10 protein-coding genes, 3 pseudogenes and 1 other annotated feature are annotated in these 16,253 nt (G+C 57.5%); of the genes and pseudogenes, 9 read left to right on the forward strand and 4 right to left on the reverse strand.

All coding sequences use genetic code 11. The annotated features are described in order from the left end of the window. Together CINSTRO3249_RS00005 and nadR are read left to right on the forward strand one after the other, a co-directional pair. Nucleotides 1-1,360, forward strand: a 1,360-nt coding sequence (locus CINSTRO3249_RS00005) for a flagellar biosynthesis protein FlhF (RefSeq protein ID WP_254304262.1), incomplete at its 5' end; no start/stop codon positions are given. Between the two features lie 17 nt (nucleotides 1,361-1,377). Further along, a pseudogene (nadR, locus tag CINSTRO3249_RS00010) lies at nucleotides 1,378-2,157 on the forward strand (multifunctional transcriptional regulator/nicotinamide-nucleotide adenylyltransferase/ribosylnicotinamide kinase NadR); the annotation flags it as partial. Nucleotides 2,158-2,262: 105 nt separating this feature from the next. Here nadR and ettA read toward each other — a convergent pair. Then, nucleotides 2,263-3,927 (reverse strand): energy-dependent translational throttle protein EttA, encoded by a 1,665-nt coding sequence (gene ettA / locus CINSTRO3249_RS00015; protein ID WP_074011634.1) that lies wholly within the window; start codon nucleotides 3,925-3,927, stop codon nucleotides 2,263-2,265. 463 nt (nucleotides 3,928-4,390) lie between these two features. On the opposite strand from ettA, the gene sltY reads away from it, so the two are divergent. Both sltY and trpR read left to right on the forward strand, forming a co-directional pair. Continuing rightward, on the forward strand, nucleotides 4,391-6,319 hold the full coding sequence (gene sltY / locus CINSTRO3249_RS00020) for a murein transglycosylase (protein ID WP_074011635.1): 1,929 nt from the start codon (nucleotides 4,391-4,393) through the stop codon (nucleotides 6,317-6,319). A gap of 56 nt (nucleotides 6,320-6,375) precedes the next feature. Next, entirely contained in the window at nucleotides 6,376-6,702 is a 327-nt protein-coding gene (gene trpR / locus CINSTRO3249_RS00025; RefSeq protein ID WP_074011636.1) for a trp operon repressor, read from the forward strand. On the opposite strand, the gene yjjX is transcribed toward trpR, so the two are convergent. Further along, on the reverse strand, nucleotides 6,699-7,235 hold the full coding sequence (gene yjjX, locus CINSTRO3249_RS00030) for an inosine/xanthosine triphosphatase (RefSeq protein ID WP_074011637.1): 537 nt from the start codon (nucleotides 7,233-7,235) through the stop codon (nucleotides 6,699-6,701). The genes trpR and yjjX overlap by 4 nt on opposite strands. Before the next feature lie 49 nt (nucleotides 7,236-7,284). On the opposite strand from yjjX, the gene gpmB reads away from it, so the two are divergent. After that, nucleotides 7,285-7,932 carry a 2,3-diphosphoglycerate-dependent phosphoglycerate mutase GpmB gene (gpmB, locus tag CINSTRO3249_RS00035; protein ID WP_074011638.1) on the forward strand — a complete coding sequence of 216 codons (648 nt, stop codon included), beginning with the start codon at nucleotides 7,285-7,287 and terminating at the stop codon, nucleotides 7,930-7,932. Here the strand turns inward: gpmB and robA are convergent. Then, complete coding sequence (robA, locus tag CINSTRO3249_RS00040; RefSeq protein WP_074011639.1) at nucleotides 7,929-8,798, reverse strand: MDR efflux pump AcrAB transcriptional activator RobA; 870 nt, start codon at nucleotides 8,796-8,798, stop codon at nucleotides 7,929-7,931. The genes gpmB and robA overlap by 4 nt on opposite strands. A 179-nt stretch (nucleotides 8,799-8,977) precedes the next feature. Here robA and creA point away from each other — a divergent pair, with 179 nt between their 5' ends. Further along, on the forward strand, nucleotides 8,978-9,460 hold the full coding sequence (gene creA / locus CINSTRO3249_RS00045) for a protein CreA (protein ID WP_074011640.1): 483 nt from the start codon (nucleotides 8,978-8,980) through the stop codon (nucleotides 9,458-9,460). A gap of 218 nt (nucleotides 9,461-9,678) precedes the next feature. On the opposite strand, the gene arcA is transcribed toward creA, so the two are convergent. Further along, nucleotides 9,679-10,395: a two-component system response regulator ArcA gene (gene arcA, locus CINSTRO3249_RS00050; protein ID WP_074011641.1), complete on the reverse strand. Its 717-nt coding sequence runs from the start codon at nucleotides 10,393-10,395 to the stop codon at nucleotides 9,679-9,681. A gap of 944 nt (nucleotides 10,396-11,339) precedes the next feature. Continuing rightward, nucleotides 11,340-11,447 (forward strand) — a sequence feature (Thr leader region). Between the two features lie 26 nt (nucleotides 11,448-11,473). Between arcA and thrA the strand changes: the two are divergent. From thrA to thrC, 3 genes and pseudogenes are all read left to right on the forward strand, one after another. Then, nucleotides 11,474-13,932, forward strand: a pseudogene (gene thrA / locus CINSTRO3249_RS00060) (bifunctional aspartate kinase/homoserine dehydrogenase I). Between the two features lies 1 nt (nucleotide 13,933). Beyond that, nucleotides 13,934-14,866: pseudogene (gene thrB, locus CINSTRO3249_RS00065) on the forward strand (homoserine kinase). A gap of 3 nt (nucleotides 14,867-14,869) precedes the next feature. Further along, a complete protein-coding gene (gene thrC, locus CINSTRO3249_RS00070; RefSeq protein ID WP_074011670.1) occupies nucleotides 14,870-16,159 on the forward strand; it encodes a threonine synthase in 1,290 nt (429 codons plus the stop codon). Nucleotides 16,160-16,253 lie beyond the last annotated feature (94 nt).

Genomic DNA, 16,253 nt, shown 5'->3' on the forward strand with positions numbered 1-16,253 from the left:
CATAGGTATCTACACATTTATCGTGATACCTGTTATTACTTTGCAGAATGATTTCAACCTATCTGTTGGCGGGATTGACTCTCGCCTTACCCGCCGATATCAGACGCTGGTTAAACAGCATATGACGCCCGCGGCTCTTCTTGCTTCTGCGGTTAAAGACCTCGCAAGTGCTCAAAAATCAACTTTCGCAACTACCCAAGCTGTCTGGCGTTTTCTGAATAATAAGCGAATTAGCTTCAGTCAACTCAATGAGCCAATTATTTCGCTAGCACTTGAGCAAATTTCGCTTAGCCCGCATCCATACGCTCTCGTTGTTCATGATTGGTCACGTTTACAATTTCTTTACCATCATGCCAAATACGGACGCTTAAAAATGACGCACGGTGGCGATGTTGGATATGAACTTCAAAGCAGCTTGCTGGTTGATGCTGGCACGGGTTTGCCAATAGCGCCTCTATCTCAGACACTTACCGATGCAACCGGTTGTCATTCAACGTTGGCGGAAGGACTGTCCGAACGGCAGACACATATGGACGCCTTGACGACCGATATTGCCCGTGTGGAATCGCTTAATATAGGTAAAAAGCTGATTCATATAATTGATAGAGAGGGTGACTCTATTGGACATATGCGGACGTTGAGTACTCAAGGAATATGCTGGCTTATCCGAGGAAAAGAAGGACATGGTGCAGAGTGGCAAGGTAATTCATTGAAAATTGGTGAGATTGCTGCTCTTCTGCCATACAACGGATGCGGACAGGTAGACTGGAAAGGGAAAAAAGCTGATATGGAAATCAGTGAAACCTCGATAGTCATAACCCGAGCTGCGCAGCAGAAGCGTAAAGATAAAGAAACCGGCCGCCGCATAAAAATCCAACCTGGAGAGCCTCTGACGGTCAGATTGGTTGTTGTTCGGCTTACGGATGATCTCGGTAATGTGGTGGGACGCTGGACGCTGCTTACAAACGTTTGCAGCGAGATCACCTGCGAGGAAGTAGCTCGTTGGTATTACTGGCGCTGGAATATTGAATCATTTTTTAAGTTGCTGAAAGGTGCCGGACATGACGTAGAAACATGGCTTCAGCGCAGCGCGCCAGCCGTACTACGCAGGTTGTTAATAGCCAGTATGGCTGCTGTTCTGGTATGGCGGCTGCAACGCGCTGAAGGAGAAGAAAATGCGGCAGCCCGCCAGCTGATATGTCGCTTGTCAGGACGACAGCAAAAGCGAGGCCGCAGAGAGAGCGCTCCTGCTCTGCTCGCTGGCCTATCCATCTTGTTGAATACACTAAAATTATTATCGGAATATAGTCTGGAAGAACTTACTCATTTAGCGAGAGTTGCTCTTAAGCCTCCTCCCTGATGTGTAGATACCTATGCCCCCACGGCTGGGATGTCTGGAGCCGGGGCGTCAAAGGTTTCATGGACGATAAAGGCATCGAGGCGGATTTTATTTACTCTAGCGAAAAACAGGATCTTGCGCACTATCGCGAACATTTGGGGATTGAAACCGTGATAATCGATCCCGATCGTTCCTTTATGTCCATCAGCTGACAGCAAATCCGCCAGGATCCCTTCCGCTACTGGGATTATATCCCGACCGAAGTCAAACCCTTCTTTGTTCGCACCGTCGCGGTGATTGGCGGCGAGTCCAGCGGCAAGTCCACCATGGTCAATAAGCTGGCCAATATTTTCAATACCACCAGCGCCTGGGAGTATGGCCGGGATTATGTGTTTACCCACCTCGGCGGCGATGAAATGGCGCTACAATATTCCGACTACGATAAAATCGCGCTGGGACAAGCACAGTTCATTGATTTTGCAGTAAAATACGCTAACAAGGTGACCTTTATCGATACGGATTTTGTCACCAGTCAGGCGTTTTGCAAAAAATATCACGGCCGGGAACATCCCTTTGTACAGGCGATGATCGACGAATACCGCTTCGATTTAGTCATCCTGCTGAAAAACAACACCCCTTGGGTCGCCGATGGGTTACGCAGTCTCGGCGCGCCGACGGACCGCGATGCGTTTCAGCAATTGCTGGAGGGCTTGTTGCACGTTAATCAGATCCCTTACGTGCGGGTGGACGTGGCGGATTATGATCAGCGCTTTTTACAGTGCATTACCCTGGTGAAAGAGCTGCTGGGGGAACACTGACGGCCTTGGCGGCGAGCTTGGCGCTAAGGCGCACAGGCAAGCGCCCGACGGCGGGGCAGACAAACCAAAACGGCGCCTAAAGGCACCGTCACAGACCGCTGGCCGTCAGGCCATTTTTTTGTACTTGATACGGTGCGGTTGTAGCGCTTCCGCCCCCAGCGTCCGCTTCTTGTACTCTTCATATTCGGTGAAGTTACCTTCAAAGAACGCGATATTGCCTTCGTCCTGATAATCGATAATGTGCGTCGCAATACGGTCGAGGAACCAGCGGTCATGGGAGATGACCATGGCGCAACCGGGAAACTCCAGCAGGGCGTTTTCCAGCGCGCGCAGGGTTTCCACATCCAGATCGTTGGTTGGCTCATCGAGCAGCAACATGTTACCGCCCACCTGCAGCAACTTGGCCAAATGCACGCGGCCGCGCTCGCCGCCGGACAACTCACCAATCCGTTTCCCCTGATCCACGCCTTTGAAGTTGAAACGGCCGACGTAGGCGCGGCTCGGCAGCTCAAAATTACCGATGCGCATAATATCCTGACCGCCGGAGATCTCCTCCCACACGGTTTTACTGTTATCCATACTGTCGCGGAACTGGTCCACCGAGGCGAGCTGTACCGTATCCCCAAGCGTAATGCTGCCGCTGTCCGGCTGCTCCTTGCCCGATAACAGCCGGAACAACGTGGATTTACCGGCGCCGTTGGGGCCGATGATGCCGACAATCGCCCCTTTAGGCAGGGAGAAAGACAAATCGTCGATCAGAAGTCGGTCGCCGTAGGATTTGCGCAGCTGGCTGACTTCCAGCACTTTGTCACCGAGACGGGGACCGGGCGGGATAAACAATTCGCTGGTCTCGTTGCGTTTTTGGTACTCGACGTTATTGAGCTCTTCAAAACGCGCCAAACGGGCTTTCCCTTTTGATTGGCGGCCTTTTGCGTTCGAGCGCACCCATTCCAGTTCCTTTTCGATGGACTTGCGGCGCGCCGCCTCGGATGAGGCCTCCTGCGCCAGGCGCTGATCCTTTTGCTCCAGCCAGGAAGAATAGTTGCCTTCCCAGGGGATGCCCTCACCGCGGTCCAGCTCCAGGATCCAGCCGGCGACGTTATCCAGGAAATAGCGGTCATGGGTAATCGCCACCACGGTGCCTTCATAGTCGTGCAGGAAACGTTCCAGCCAGGCGACGGATTCGGCGTCCAGATGGTTGGTGGGTTCGTCGAGCAACAGCATATCGGGCTTTTCCAGCAGCAGCTGGCAAATCGCCACCCGTCGACGCTCGCCGCCGGACAAGGTGCCGATTTTGGCATCCCAGGGCGGCAGGCGCAGCGCGTCGGCGGCACGTTCCAGCTGGTTGTCCAGATTATGGCCATCGTGGGCCTGGATGATGGCTTCCAGCTCCCCCTGCTCTTTCGCCAGCTTATCAAAGTCGGCGTCCGGCTCGGCATAGGCGGCGTACACCGCGTCCAGACGGGACAGCGCCTGCTTGACGTCCGCCACGGCGGTTTCGATTTCTTCGCGCACGGTTTTTTCGTTATCGAAGCGGGGCTCCTGGGGCAGGTAACCGATATTGATGCCGGGATGAGGCCGCGCCTCGCCTTCGATATCGGTGTCGATGCCGGCCATGATGCGCAGCAGCGTCGATTTCCCCGCGCCGTTAAGACCCAGCACGCCGATTTTGGCGCCGGGGAAAAAACTCAGCGAAATATTTTTCAGGATATGCCGTTTCGGCGGAACGATTTTGCCGACGCGGTGCATGGTATAGACGAATTGAGCCACGTTGCGATAAGCCTCATGTTAACGGGTTTTTGACTGTCCCGCGCGACAGCGGGAAATAGCGCGGCACGGCCACGCCAGTGCGATAACGCAGTTTAGCCCGTTTCGGCGCGTAATCACAGCCTGACCGGCGGCGGCGAGTCCCGTGCGTGCGCGGCAAGGGTTATGGGTGCGAACCCCTGCGCGTTGTTCAGAGGAGAGGGACGGGAACGTCGTTGCAGCCCTCGGCGGGCGGCTATCTGACGGATGCGGGCTGTAAAACTAGGTAAATCGCCGCGTTTAGCCCGTCTGCCGGCCGCAGTTTGCTATATTAATGCATACTAAAAACATTAATTAATAATGTTTGTATTCTTACGTGCGGCAAGCGCGATTCCGCTAGCGGGTCTAGCCTGTGAACGGGAACCGGTCGGTCATGCGCGCAACGAAGTCCCGCGGTGGGACGGGTCATTATTGAGGATGGGTGGAGATGGTCAAGGTGGACAGATGGCGGTTGTGGGCGGCGGCAATCGGGATGATGGCGCTGCCTGTGCTGGCGCAGGCGGATTCCATTGAGGCCCAGCGGCTGCGCTATCAGCAGGTTAAGCAGGCGTGGGACGCTCAGCAGATGGACGTGGTGGCGCAATTGCTGCCCACGCTGCGTGACTATCCACTGTATCCCTATCTGGCATACCGGCAGCTCTCGCAAGATCTCTCCCAGGTCAGCCCCGATCAAATTAATGCCTTTACCGAGGCGAATCCGACGCTGCCGCCGGCCCGCTCGCTGCGTGCGCGCTATGTCAATGAACTGGCATATCGCCAGGACTGGTATAGCTTGCTGGCTTTCAGCCCAGAGCCGCCCAAACCGGTGGCGGCGCGCTGCAATTATTATTATGCCAAATGGGCCACCGGCAAGCCGCAGGAGGCCTGGGACGGCGCGCGCGATATCTGGCTGAACGGCCATTCTCTGCCGGATAGCTGCAACAAGCTGTTCGGCGTGTGGGATCAGGCCGGCGAACGCAGTCCGCTGGCGACACTGGAACGGATCCGGCTGGCGATGAACGAAGGCAATACCGGCCTGGTCAATTATCTGTCGAAACAATTGCCCGCCGAGTACCAGACCATGGGGAATGCGCTGGCGGCGCTGCAGGACAACCCGGCGACGCTGGCGGATTTCGCCCGCAGCGTCGGCCCCACCGATTTGACCCGTCAGGCGACGCAGATAGCCTTCGCCCGTCTGGCCCGCAGCGATGTGGAAAACGCCCGGTCCCTGATTCCCATCTTGGCGCGCGCGCAGAAAATGCGCGACAGCGAGCGTTTGGCGCTGGAAGAGAGCGTCGCCTGGCGGCTGATGGGCACCGATGCCAATCCTGAGCAGGCGCGCTGGCGCGACGGGGTTATCCTGCGCGGGCATTCCACCGCCTTGTTGGAACGGCGTATTCGGATGTCGCTGGGGCAGGGTAACAAGCAGGAGGTGCGCGCCTGGCTGGAACGCTTACCGGAAGAGGATCGGCAAAAGGATGAGTGGCGCTATTGGCGCGGCATGCTGTTGATGGATGCCGGCCACCGTGCCCAAGGGGAGGCGCTATTGCGCCCGCTGATGCAGGCGCGCGGTTTTTATCCGATGGCGGCGGCGGAGGCGCTGGGCGAGCGTTATGTTATCAATGTGGCACGCGCCGCAACGCCGGACCCGGCATTGGCGCGGGAGCCGGCTATTGCCCGGGTGCGCGAGCTGATGTATTGGAATATGGACAATTTGGCGCGCAGCGAATGGGCCGCGCTGGTGGCGAGCCGAAGCCGGCCGCAACAAGAGCAGCTGGCGCGCTACGCGTTTTTACAGCAGTGGCCGGACTTAAGCGTGCAGGCCACCATCAGCGGCAAGCTGTGGGACCATTTGGAAGAACGCTTTCCGCTGGCCTGGCACCAAACGTTCCGTCAGGCGACTAACGATAAAGGGATAAGCCAGAGTTACGCCATGGCTATCGCCCGCCAGGAGAGCGCCTGGAATCCGAAAGTGCGTTCGCCGGTGGGCGCCGCCGGATTGATGCAATTGATGCCGGCCACCGCGCAACATACGGCACAGATGTTCAATATGGCGAATTATACCCAACCCGGCCAACTATTGGATCCGCAAATCAATATCGCCCTCGGCACGGCTTATCTGGAGTACGTCTATCAGATGTTTGGCCGTAACCGTATTCTGGCCAGTATCGCCTACAATGCCGGTCCCGGCAGAGTCAACAGCTGGCTCAACGCCAGCGCCGGCCGCGCCGACGCCATCGCCTTCATCGAGAGCATTCCGTTTTCCGAAACCCGCGGTTATGTCAAAAATGTGCTGGCTTATGACGTGTTTTACCGCTATTTCCTGCGTCAGCCGGCGAAACTGCTGACCGACGCCGAGTGGCAGCGTCGCTACTGAGCGGCAAAAAGTATGTTAAGCTACTGTACTAGTTTAATGGTATGGCGGTAGAGCTTATGAACGCGACATCTTCCACCCCCGGCGCGGGCGCCGGTGCCGATCGGCTGGAGCAGGACTGGCGCACCTTCGCCCGCCTGCTGGGCCAGGCCTATGACGACGAGCTGCACGTGCCGCTGATGCTCACGCCCGACGAACGCGAAGCGCTGGCGACGCGTATCCGCATCATTCAGGCCCTGCTGGCCGGTGACGTCAGCCAGCGTGAGCTGAAAAATGAGCTCGGAGCCGGTATCGCCACGATAACCCGGGGATCAAACAGCCTGAAATCCGCGCCGCCGGAGCTGAAACGCTGGCTCATACAGCAACTGCGGGACACGCCGCTCTAGTTGCGCCCTCGGCGTGGTTCCTGAAAGATAGCATTATGGAAAGGCACCAAGGCCAGTAGCAGCGCTTGATGGTAGACGCTACTCCGCGTCAGACGGCCTTCCGTGAAGACGCCAATAGCCCCGCCACGGCGCTTTATGTCCTCAATACCGGTTAATCGTGCCATTTCATGACCCAATTCTCGCCCTTCTATGATTCCCTGTAATATACTATTAGGTAACATTAAACTGGCGGAGCGCGACTCACCCCGCAGATGTGCATTTTCAATCACCATCCAGGCAAAGGTCATATTCTCTTCCACGCCGGCTTCGACGCCGACCCAGAAGTCCGCCTCTGGATTGACCTGGCGGGCGGCCATTACCCGGTTGCGCGCGCCGCTGCGGGTTTGATGATCGCCCATCGGCTGGGATGGCACGCCGCTGTCAACATCAATGCCCTCCACTTGGCAATTGCCCGCACCAAACGTATCGTCAAAAGCGTGCTGAATGGCGTCAATCTTGGCCGGGTTATGGGTGGCAGCGATTACATTGTACATAGTATCTGGTTAACTCCCGTCTCTTTCACGCAGTATAACGGAAAAAAGTATGTTACAGGTTTATCTTGTTCGTCATGGCGAAACTGAATGGAATGCGCTGCGCCGTATTCAGGGGCAATCCGACAGTGCATTAACCGCCAAAGGTGAACGCCAGGCGGAGCAGGTCGCTGAACGGGCCAAATCATTGGGTATCACCCATGTTATCAGTAGCGATTTGGGCCGTACACGCCGTACCGCAGAAATCATCGCCGCCGGCTGCGGCTGTGCGATGACGGTCGATGCGCGGCTGCGCGAGCTGGATATGGGGGTATTGGAAACCCGCGATATCGCCACCCTGACCGACGAGGAAGAAAACTGGCGTCGGCAATTGGTCAACGGCACCGAAGGCGGCCGCATCCCCGGCGGTGAGTCGATGACTGAAATGGCGACGCGCATGCATGCTGCCCTGAATGGCTGCCTGTCGCTGCCTGCGGGCAGTCTGCCGCTGCTGGTCAGCCACGGCATGGCCCTTGGCTGTCTGATAAGCACGGTACTGGGGCTGCCGGCCTACGCCGAGCGTCGACTCAGGCTGCGCAACTGCTCCCTTTCGCGCATGGATTACCAGCAAAGCCCGTGGCTGGCGCCCGGCTGGGTGGTGGAAACGGCGGGCGATGTCTCCCATCTGGATATGCCCGCCCTGGATGAGCTGCAGCGTTAACGCCGCACCGGAATCAAATACTCGCAGCGGATCGTGTGCGGCAGTTCCGCGTCCGGTTTGCGCTCCGGCGGGAAGAAGCGTTCGATATCGCATCCCTTACGGCGCACCAGGCTTTGCGACGGCAGGCAGGTGCCGTACAACGCCAGGATAAAGTCCTGCAAATCGTGGGGCGGCCCCTGGTAAATAAAGCGGGCGTATTCGCCGCCTTCCAACAGGACAGGCTCGCCGCCGTGCACGTTTTCCGGCATATGCTGGGGCTCGATGGCGGTGGTGTAGAGCACTTCCTGCTCATCATCCTTCTCCAGACTGGGCCGGGTATGGTTCAGGCCGTACAGGGTCGGCGGCAGACATTTCGCCTCGCCAAGATACTGGCGCCAGAAATGGATGCGCAGCTCGGTACGGAAACTACTGAGCTGCTCAAGGGTGCAGGTGTAACTTTGCGTAACGCCGATAAGTTCCATCGCCGGCAGCCGGATGAACTCCGCCTGCGGCATCGTGGTTTGTTCCAGACGAATCGGCGGTCGGATGCCGGTGGAATCCCACTCTTCTTTGCGGCGATACAGCGCCGGGGTTTGGGCGAATTGCTTCTTGAAAGCGCGGGTGAACGTCTGCTGGGAATCGAAACGGTACTGGAGCGCGATATCCAGTATCGGCCGACTGGTCAGCCGCAGGGCCACCGCCGCCTTGGACAATCTGCGCGCGCGAATATAGGCGCCGATGGCCTGGCCGGTCACTTCTTTGAACATACGTTGCAGGTGCCATTTGGAATAGCCGGCCTTGGCGGCGACATTATCCAGCGACAGCGGCTGGTCCAGATGGCTATCGAGCCAGCTTAACAGGTCACGAATGATCCCGGCTTGATCCATAAGAATCCTCAGAAAGCGGTGAAGGCGTCATTAGAAATTGTCGACGCATGATAGCAATATTTTGGCTAACAGGTCGCAAAAGATTTATTAGCTTATTATTGCCGGTTAATATTGACCAGTCCCGCCGACGTCATTGCGCTGGCGGCCCTTAGGTTGCTACAGGAAATTACGCTACCCCTATGAATAAAAAAATCGTTCTCGCCCTGATGGGCTGGGCCTTTAGCCTCGGCATGGCCCACGCCGAAGAGGTCGGTTCCGTCGACACGGTGTTCAAGCTGTTCGGCCCGGATCACAAAATCGTGGTGGAAGCCTTTGACGATCCCGATGTTGCCAACGTGACATGTTATCTCAGCCGTGCCAAAACCGGCGGTATCAAAGGCGGCCTCGGCCTGGCGGAAGATACCTCCGATGCGGCAATTTCCTGTCAGCAGGTGGGGCCGATTACCCTGAGCGACAAAATTAAAAACGGCCAGCAGCACGGTAGCGTGGTGTTCCAAAAACGTACCTCGCTGATTTTCAAGCGCCTGCAGGTGGTTCGCTTTTATGATGCCAAACGTAACGCGCTGGTGTATCTCTCGTATTCGGATCGGGTAGTGGAAGGATCGCCGAAAAATGCACTCAGTGCGGTGCCGATTATTCCCTGGGGCGAGAAGCGTCCGTAACCGCTCTTTCTGACACCCGATTGAAGGCGGCGGCGTCATGCCCGCCGGCGTTTGCCGGTGTGGAGGGTGTCGGCTTACCGCGAGGAAGCGCGCTCACGCCGGGCGAGGGATAGCGGGTATGACGGGCGGCAGCCGTTCGGGGCGACGCGGAACCGTTTACCGGCGGGGGGAGAAAATCGGACGCCCGCCCCGGCCGGGGAGGGCGCCGTTGGTGAAACTTACTCTTCCAGATCGCCGCAAAAACGATAACCTTCGCCGTGAATGGTGGCGATGATTTCCGGCGTATCCGGCGTTGATTCAAAATGTTTCCGTATACGGCGAATGGTAACATCAACGGTACGGTCATGGGCCTTAAGCTCGCGGCCGGTCATTTTCTTCAGCAGCTCGGCGCGCGATTGGATCTTGCCGGGATTTTCGCAGAAGTGCAGCATGGCGCGAAATTCACTGCGCGGCAATTTATAGCTCTCGCCGTGAGGGCTCAGCAGAGAACGGCTGTTAATATCGAGCTCCCAACCGTTGAATTTGTAGCTTTCCACCAGCTTGCGTTCTTCAAGGGCGCCGCCCAGATTCATGGTGCGGGACAGCAGGTTACGCGCACGGATAGTGAGTTCGCGCGGGTTGAAAGGCTTGGTAATATAATCGTCGGCGCCGATTTCCAATCCGAGGATCTTATCCACCTCATTATCGCGGCCGGTAAGAAACATCAGGGCAACGCTGGTATGCTCCCGAAGTTCTCGCGCCAGCAACAAGCCATTTTTACCCGGCAGGTTGATATCCATGATAACCAGATTAATATCATGTTCCGACAACGCGCGATGCATCTCTGCGCCGTCGGTAGCTTCATGAACCATATAGCCCTCAGCTTCAAATATGCTTTTGAGGGTATTACGGGTGACTGACTCGTCTTCAACGATAAGAATGTGCGGGGTCTGCATGTTTGCTACCTAAAATTACCAACATAATTGAAAGAGGAGGTACTCAAGCCGCTGTCGTCCTTAACGGTAGCGGAGGAACAAAATGCATCCTCCAAGGCTTCAGGCCTAAGCACTTCAACGTGCCCTATCGTGATTAACGCTATGTTACCGGCGACGCTTACCTGTATTCAGGACTTGATTTCTCAAGCTTAAATGCTGCATAGCTTACCCTTATTAACAACAATATAACAGCGTCAACCGCATTTACCACTCAAGAAAATATCATTTTGCTGACGTATATCAAAATAAACCCTAACACCTGTGCCATTTCCCTAGACGGGATTAACAGCGCGGCCCGTAAGATAACTTTAATGTCTCTTTATGTACCATTATCTTATATTGTTTAACCCGGCGGGGTGAGGGGGTGGAATAGCCCCGCCACAGCGGCTGCCGGTCGTGTCATAAGGGCTTTGCGGGTTCCCGCTGCGGTGTCGTCGCGGGCGCGTTCGGATAACATCCGCTTATGGATGAACTTTATTGTTGTGCGCTTACGGCGGCAAATATTCTATTTTCCCGCCGGTTATTTTCCACAAATGACAATAGCTTCTGTTTAATAACGTAAGTGACTACCTAACTTAGCCATAATTGTAAAGGCCTGCCGGTTGTTCGTGGGCGATGCTGATGGGGTGCAGGTCTGTGTCGCGATGTAAGGCATCCTTAACGACTCACTGCCCGCTGGTATTACCTGCCGCCCGGGAAGTAGTGACTAGCATAACATGCTGGATTGGCGGGAATAGATAAACGTTCGTGCGCGCCCGTGGCGCCGGCAGGTGAATATTGAACGGCGCGATACGGGCGGTTTATCGCCGGGCATAAACAGATATTCATTGACTTTAACGCCTGATTGCTTTAACCAATAGGGTATTAATAAAAAACAGTGATAACACCAACCATCATGCGTACCCGCTTCAGCCACAGCACCATTATTATTACCACCACGGGTAGCGGCGCGGGCTGACGCATACAGGAATCCAGAAAAAAGCCCGCACCTTGACAGTGCGGGCTTTTTTTTAAGCTTAATTCAGGAGATGAAACAGAAATGCGAGTACTGAAATTTGGCGGTACCTCTGTCGCCAACGCGGAACGTTTTATCCGCGTCTCCGATATCCTTGAGAGCAATAGCCGCCAGGGACAGGTGGCAGCGGTATTATCCGCGCCGGCCAAAATTACCAATCATCTGGTCGCCATGATCGACCGCACGCTCAACGGCAGCGATATCCAGCCGAATATTCTCGACGCTGAACAGATCTTTAGCCGGCTTTTAGACGGTTTGGCCGCCGCGCAGCCGGGGTTTGATCATGCGGCGCTGCGTAGTGTGGTCGAGCAGGAATTCGCCCAGCTCAAGCAATTATTGCACGGCATTGCGCTGCTGAAATACTGCCCCGACAGCGTTAACGCCGCCATCATCTGCCGCGGCGAAAAACTGTCCATCGCGCTGATGGAAGCGCTATTGCGCGCGCGCGGCTTTGGCGTCACGGTCATCGACCCGGTGGCAAAACTGCTGGCACAGGGGGGGTATCTTGAGTCGACGGTGGATATCGCGGAATCTACCCGGCGCATCAATGACGCCGCGATCCCCGCCGATCACATCATCCTGATGGCCGGCTTCACCGCCGGTAACGAGCGCGGCGAGCTGGTGGTGCTGGGTCGCAATGGATCCGATTACTCCGCGGCGGTGCTGGCGGCCTGTCTGCGCGCCGATTGTTGTGAAATCTGGACCGATGTCGACGGCGTGTATACCTGCGATCCTCATCAGGTGCCGGATGCGCGTTTGTTGAGTCAGCTTTCCTATCAAGAGGCGATGGAGCTGTCTTATTTCGGCGCCAAGGTTCTCCATCCCCGCACCATCGTTCCCATCGCTCAGTTCCAAATTCCCTGCCTTATCAAAAACACCACCAATCCTCAGGCGCCCGGTACCTTAATCGGGCCGACCAGCGGCGAGGAAGGCAACCCGGTCAAAGGCATCACCCATCTGAACAATATGGCGATGATCAACGTCTCCGGCCCGGGAATGAAAGGGATGATCGGCATGGCGGCACGGGTATTTGCCGCCATGTCGCGCGCCGGCAGCTCCGTGGTGCTGATTACGCAATCGTCTTCGGAATACAGCATCAGCTTTTGCGTGCCCCAGCATGAGCTGGCGGGCGCCCGCCGGGCGCTGGAGGAGGAATTTTACCTGGAGCTGAAAGACGGTCTGCTGGAGCCGCTGGATGTTATCTCCCGCCTGGCGATCATCTCGGTGGTGGGCGATGGCATGCGCACGCAGCGCGGCCTGTCCGCCAAGCTGTTTGCGGCGCTGGCGCGCGCCAATATCAACATCATCGCTATCGCGCAAGGATCGTCCGAGCGTTCCATTTCGGTGGTGGTAGACAATGACAGCACCACTACCGGCGTGCGGGTGGCGCACCAGATGCTGTTCAATACCGATCAGGTGATCGAGGTGTTCGTTATTGGCGCGGGTGGCGTCGGCGGCGCATTGATCGAGCAGATCCGCCGCCAGCATGCGTGGCTAAAAGGCAAACATATTGACTTGCGGGTGTGCGGTATCGCCAACTCGCGCGCGCTACTGACCAATGTGCACGGTATCGACCTGGCGAACTGGCAGGCGGCGCTGGCCGAAGCGCGCGAGCCGTTTAATCTGGGGCGGTTGATCCGGCTGGTGAAAGAGTACCACCTGCTTAACCCGGTCATCGTCGACTGCACCAGCAGCGAGGCGGTAGCCAATCAATATGCGGATTTTCTGGCGGACGGCTTCCACGTGGTGACGCCGAACAAGAAAGCCAATACCGCCTCAATGGATTATTACCATCAGATGCGCGCCGCCGCCGCAGCCTCGCGTCGTAAGTTCCTTTATGATACCAACGTTGGCGCCGGTCTGCCGGTTATCGAAAACTTACAGAATTTATTGAATGCCGGCGATGAGCTGACGCGGTTTTCCGGTATTCTTTCCGGCTCGCTATCCTTCATTTTCGGCAAGTTGGACGAGGGGATGTCGCTGTCGGCGGCGACGCTGCTGGCACGCGGCAACGGTTACACCGAGCCCGACCCGCGGGATGATCTTTCCGGGATGGATGTGGCGCGCAAGCTGCTGATCCTGGCGCGCGAGGCGGGATATACCCTGGAGTTGACCGATATCGATGTCGAGCCGGTGTTGCCGGCGAGTTTTGACGCCGGCGGCGATGTGGACGCGTTTCTTGCCCTGCTGCCGACCTTGGACGCTGAGTTTGCCGCCAGAGTGGCGAAAGCCCGCGCGGAAGGCCAGGTGCTGCGCTATGTGGGCAGCATTGACGACGGGCGCTGTAAGTCAATATCGAGGCGGTGGGGGCCAATGACCCGCTGTTCAAAGTGAAAGACGGCGAAAACGCGCTGGCGTTCTCGACCCGCTACTATCAACCGTTACCGCTGGTACTGCGCGGCTATGGCGCCGGCAATGATGTCACCGCCGCTGGCGTTTTCGCCGATCTTTTACGCACGCTGTCATGGAAGTTGGGAGTTTAACATGGTTAAAGTGTATGCGCCGGCCTCAATCGGCAACGTCAGCGTGGGGTTCGACGTGCTGGGCGCGGCGGTGTCGCCGATGGACGGCACGCTGCTGGGGGATTGCGTCAGCGTCACCCGCGCCGACAGCTTCAGCCTGCACTGCGCCGGGCGCTTTGTCGACAAGCTGCCGGCAGAGCCGGAGCAAAACATCGTTTATCAATGCTGGCAGCGTTTTTGCGAAGCGGTGGGGGAAACGGTGCCGGTGGCCCTGCGGCTGGAAAAAAACATGCCCATCGGCTCCGGTCTGGGCTCCAGCGCCTGTTCGGTGGTGGCGGCGCTGGTGGCGATGAATGCCCATTGCGGCCGTCCGCTAAACGATGATCAGATGCTGATGTTGATGGGGGAAATGGAGGGGCGCATTTCCGGCGGGGTGCATTTCGATAATGTCGCGCCCTGTTTTCTCGGCGGCATGCAACTGATGCTTGAGGAAAACGGCATCATCAGCCAGCCGGTGCCGGGGTTTGACGACTGGCTGTGGGTGATGGCCTATCCGGGCATCAAAGTGAGCACCGCCGAGGCGCGGGCGATTTTGCCGGCGCAGTATCGTCGCCAGGACTGCATCAGCCATGGCCGTTATCTGGCGGGCTTTGTGCACGCCTGACATACCCGGCAGCCGGCGCTGGCGGCTAAATTGATGAAAGATGTCATCGCTGAGCCCTATCGCACCCGACTGCTGCCGGGCTTCGCCGACGCGCGTCAGGCGGTGGGTGATATCGGCGCGCTGGCCTGCGGTATTTCGGGTTCGGGACCGACGCTATTCGCTATCTGCGATCGCCAGGATACCGCGGCGCGCGTCGCCGACTGGCTGACGCAGCACTACCTGCAAAACGACGAAGGTTTTGTTCATATTTGCCGCCTGGATACCTCCGGCGCCCGTTTGATGATGGATTAAATGATGAAACTCTACAATATCAAGGAACACAACGAGCAGGTCAGCTTCGCCCAGGCGATCAAACAGGGCCTGGGCCGTCAGCAGGGGCTGTTTTTTCCCATGACGCTGCCCGAATTTGCCCTGACCGAAATAGACGAGTTGCTGGCGATGGATTTCGTCGCGCGCAGCGCGCGCATTCTGTCGGCCTATATCGGTGATGAGCTGCCGCCGGAGCGCGTTCTGGCGCGGGTGGCGGCGGCGTTTGAATTCCCGGCGCCGGTGGTGCCGGTCGCCAAGGATATCGCCGCGCTGGAGCTGTTTCATGGCCCGACCCTGGCATTCAAGGATTTTGGCGGCCGTTTTATGGCGCAGATGCTCACCGAAGTTGGCCAAGGCCAGCCGGTGACCATTCTGACCGCCACCTCCGGTGATACCGGCGCTGCGGTGGCGCATGCGTTCTACGGGCTTAAGAATGTGCGGGTCGTGATCCTTTACCCCGAAGGCAAAATTAGCCCGCTACAGGAAAAACTGTTTTGTACGCTGGGCGGCAATATTCACACCGTGGCGGTCGAGGGCGATTTCGATGCCTGCCAGGCGCTGGTGAAACAGGCGTTTGATGATGAAGAATTGAAACAGACGCTGGGGCTGAACTCCGCTAACTCAATCAATATCAGCCGTCTGCTGGCGCAGATTTGCTATTACTTTGAAGCGGTGGCGCAACTGCCGCAGCAGGCGCGTAATCAACTGGTGGTGTCGGTACCGAGCGGCAATTTCGGCGATCTCACCGCCGGTCTGCTGGCCAAAACCCTGGGGCTGCCGGTGAAGCGTTTTATCGCCGCCACCAACGCCAACGATACCGTCCCGCGGTTTTTACGCGACGGCAAATGGCTGCCGAATCCCACTGTGGCTACGCTGTCGAACGCGATGGACGTCAGCCAGCCCAATAACTGGCCGCGGGTGGAAGAATTGTTCCGGCGTAAAAACTGGCAACTGACCACGCTCGATTACGGCTGCGTCGACGATACTACCACCGCCGAGACGATGCGCGAGCTGGCGGGCTTGGGCTATATTTCCGAGCCCCATGCCGCCATCGCCTACCGCCTGCTGCGCGACAGTTTACAGCCGGGGGAGTACGGCTTATTCCTCGGCACTGCCCATCCGGCCAAGTTCAAGGAATCGGTGGACACGATCCTCGGCCAGAGCCTGCCGTTGCCGCCGGCGCTGGCGGTGCGCGCGACCTTGCCGTTGCTGTCGGAGCGCATGCCGGCGTCCTTCAGCGCCTTGCGCACGCTGATGCTGGGGTTGGCGCCCTAGCGACCCGCTGCCGCGTGTATCAGATGCGCGCGGCCTAGCCGCTCTACTCGGTGCGTCTACCGGCTGCTCTCTGTGCTGCGTCCACTGGCGTCAC

Source organism: Candidatus Sodalis sp. SoCistrobi, from assembly GCF_900143145.1.
GTDB lineage: Bacteria > Pseudomonadota > Gammaproteobacteria > Enterobacterales > Enterobacteriaceae > SoCistrobi.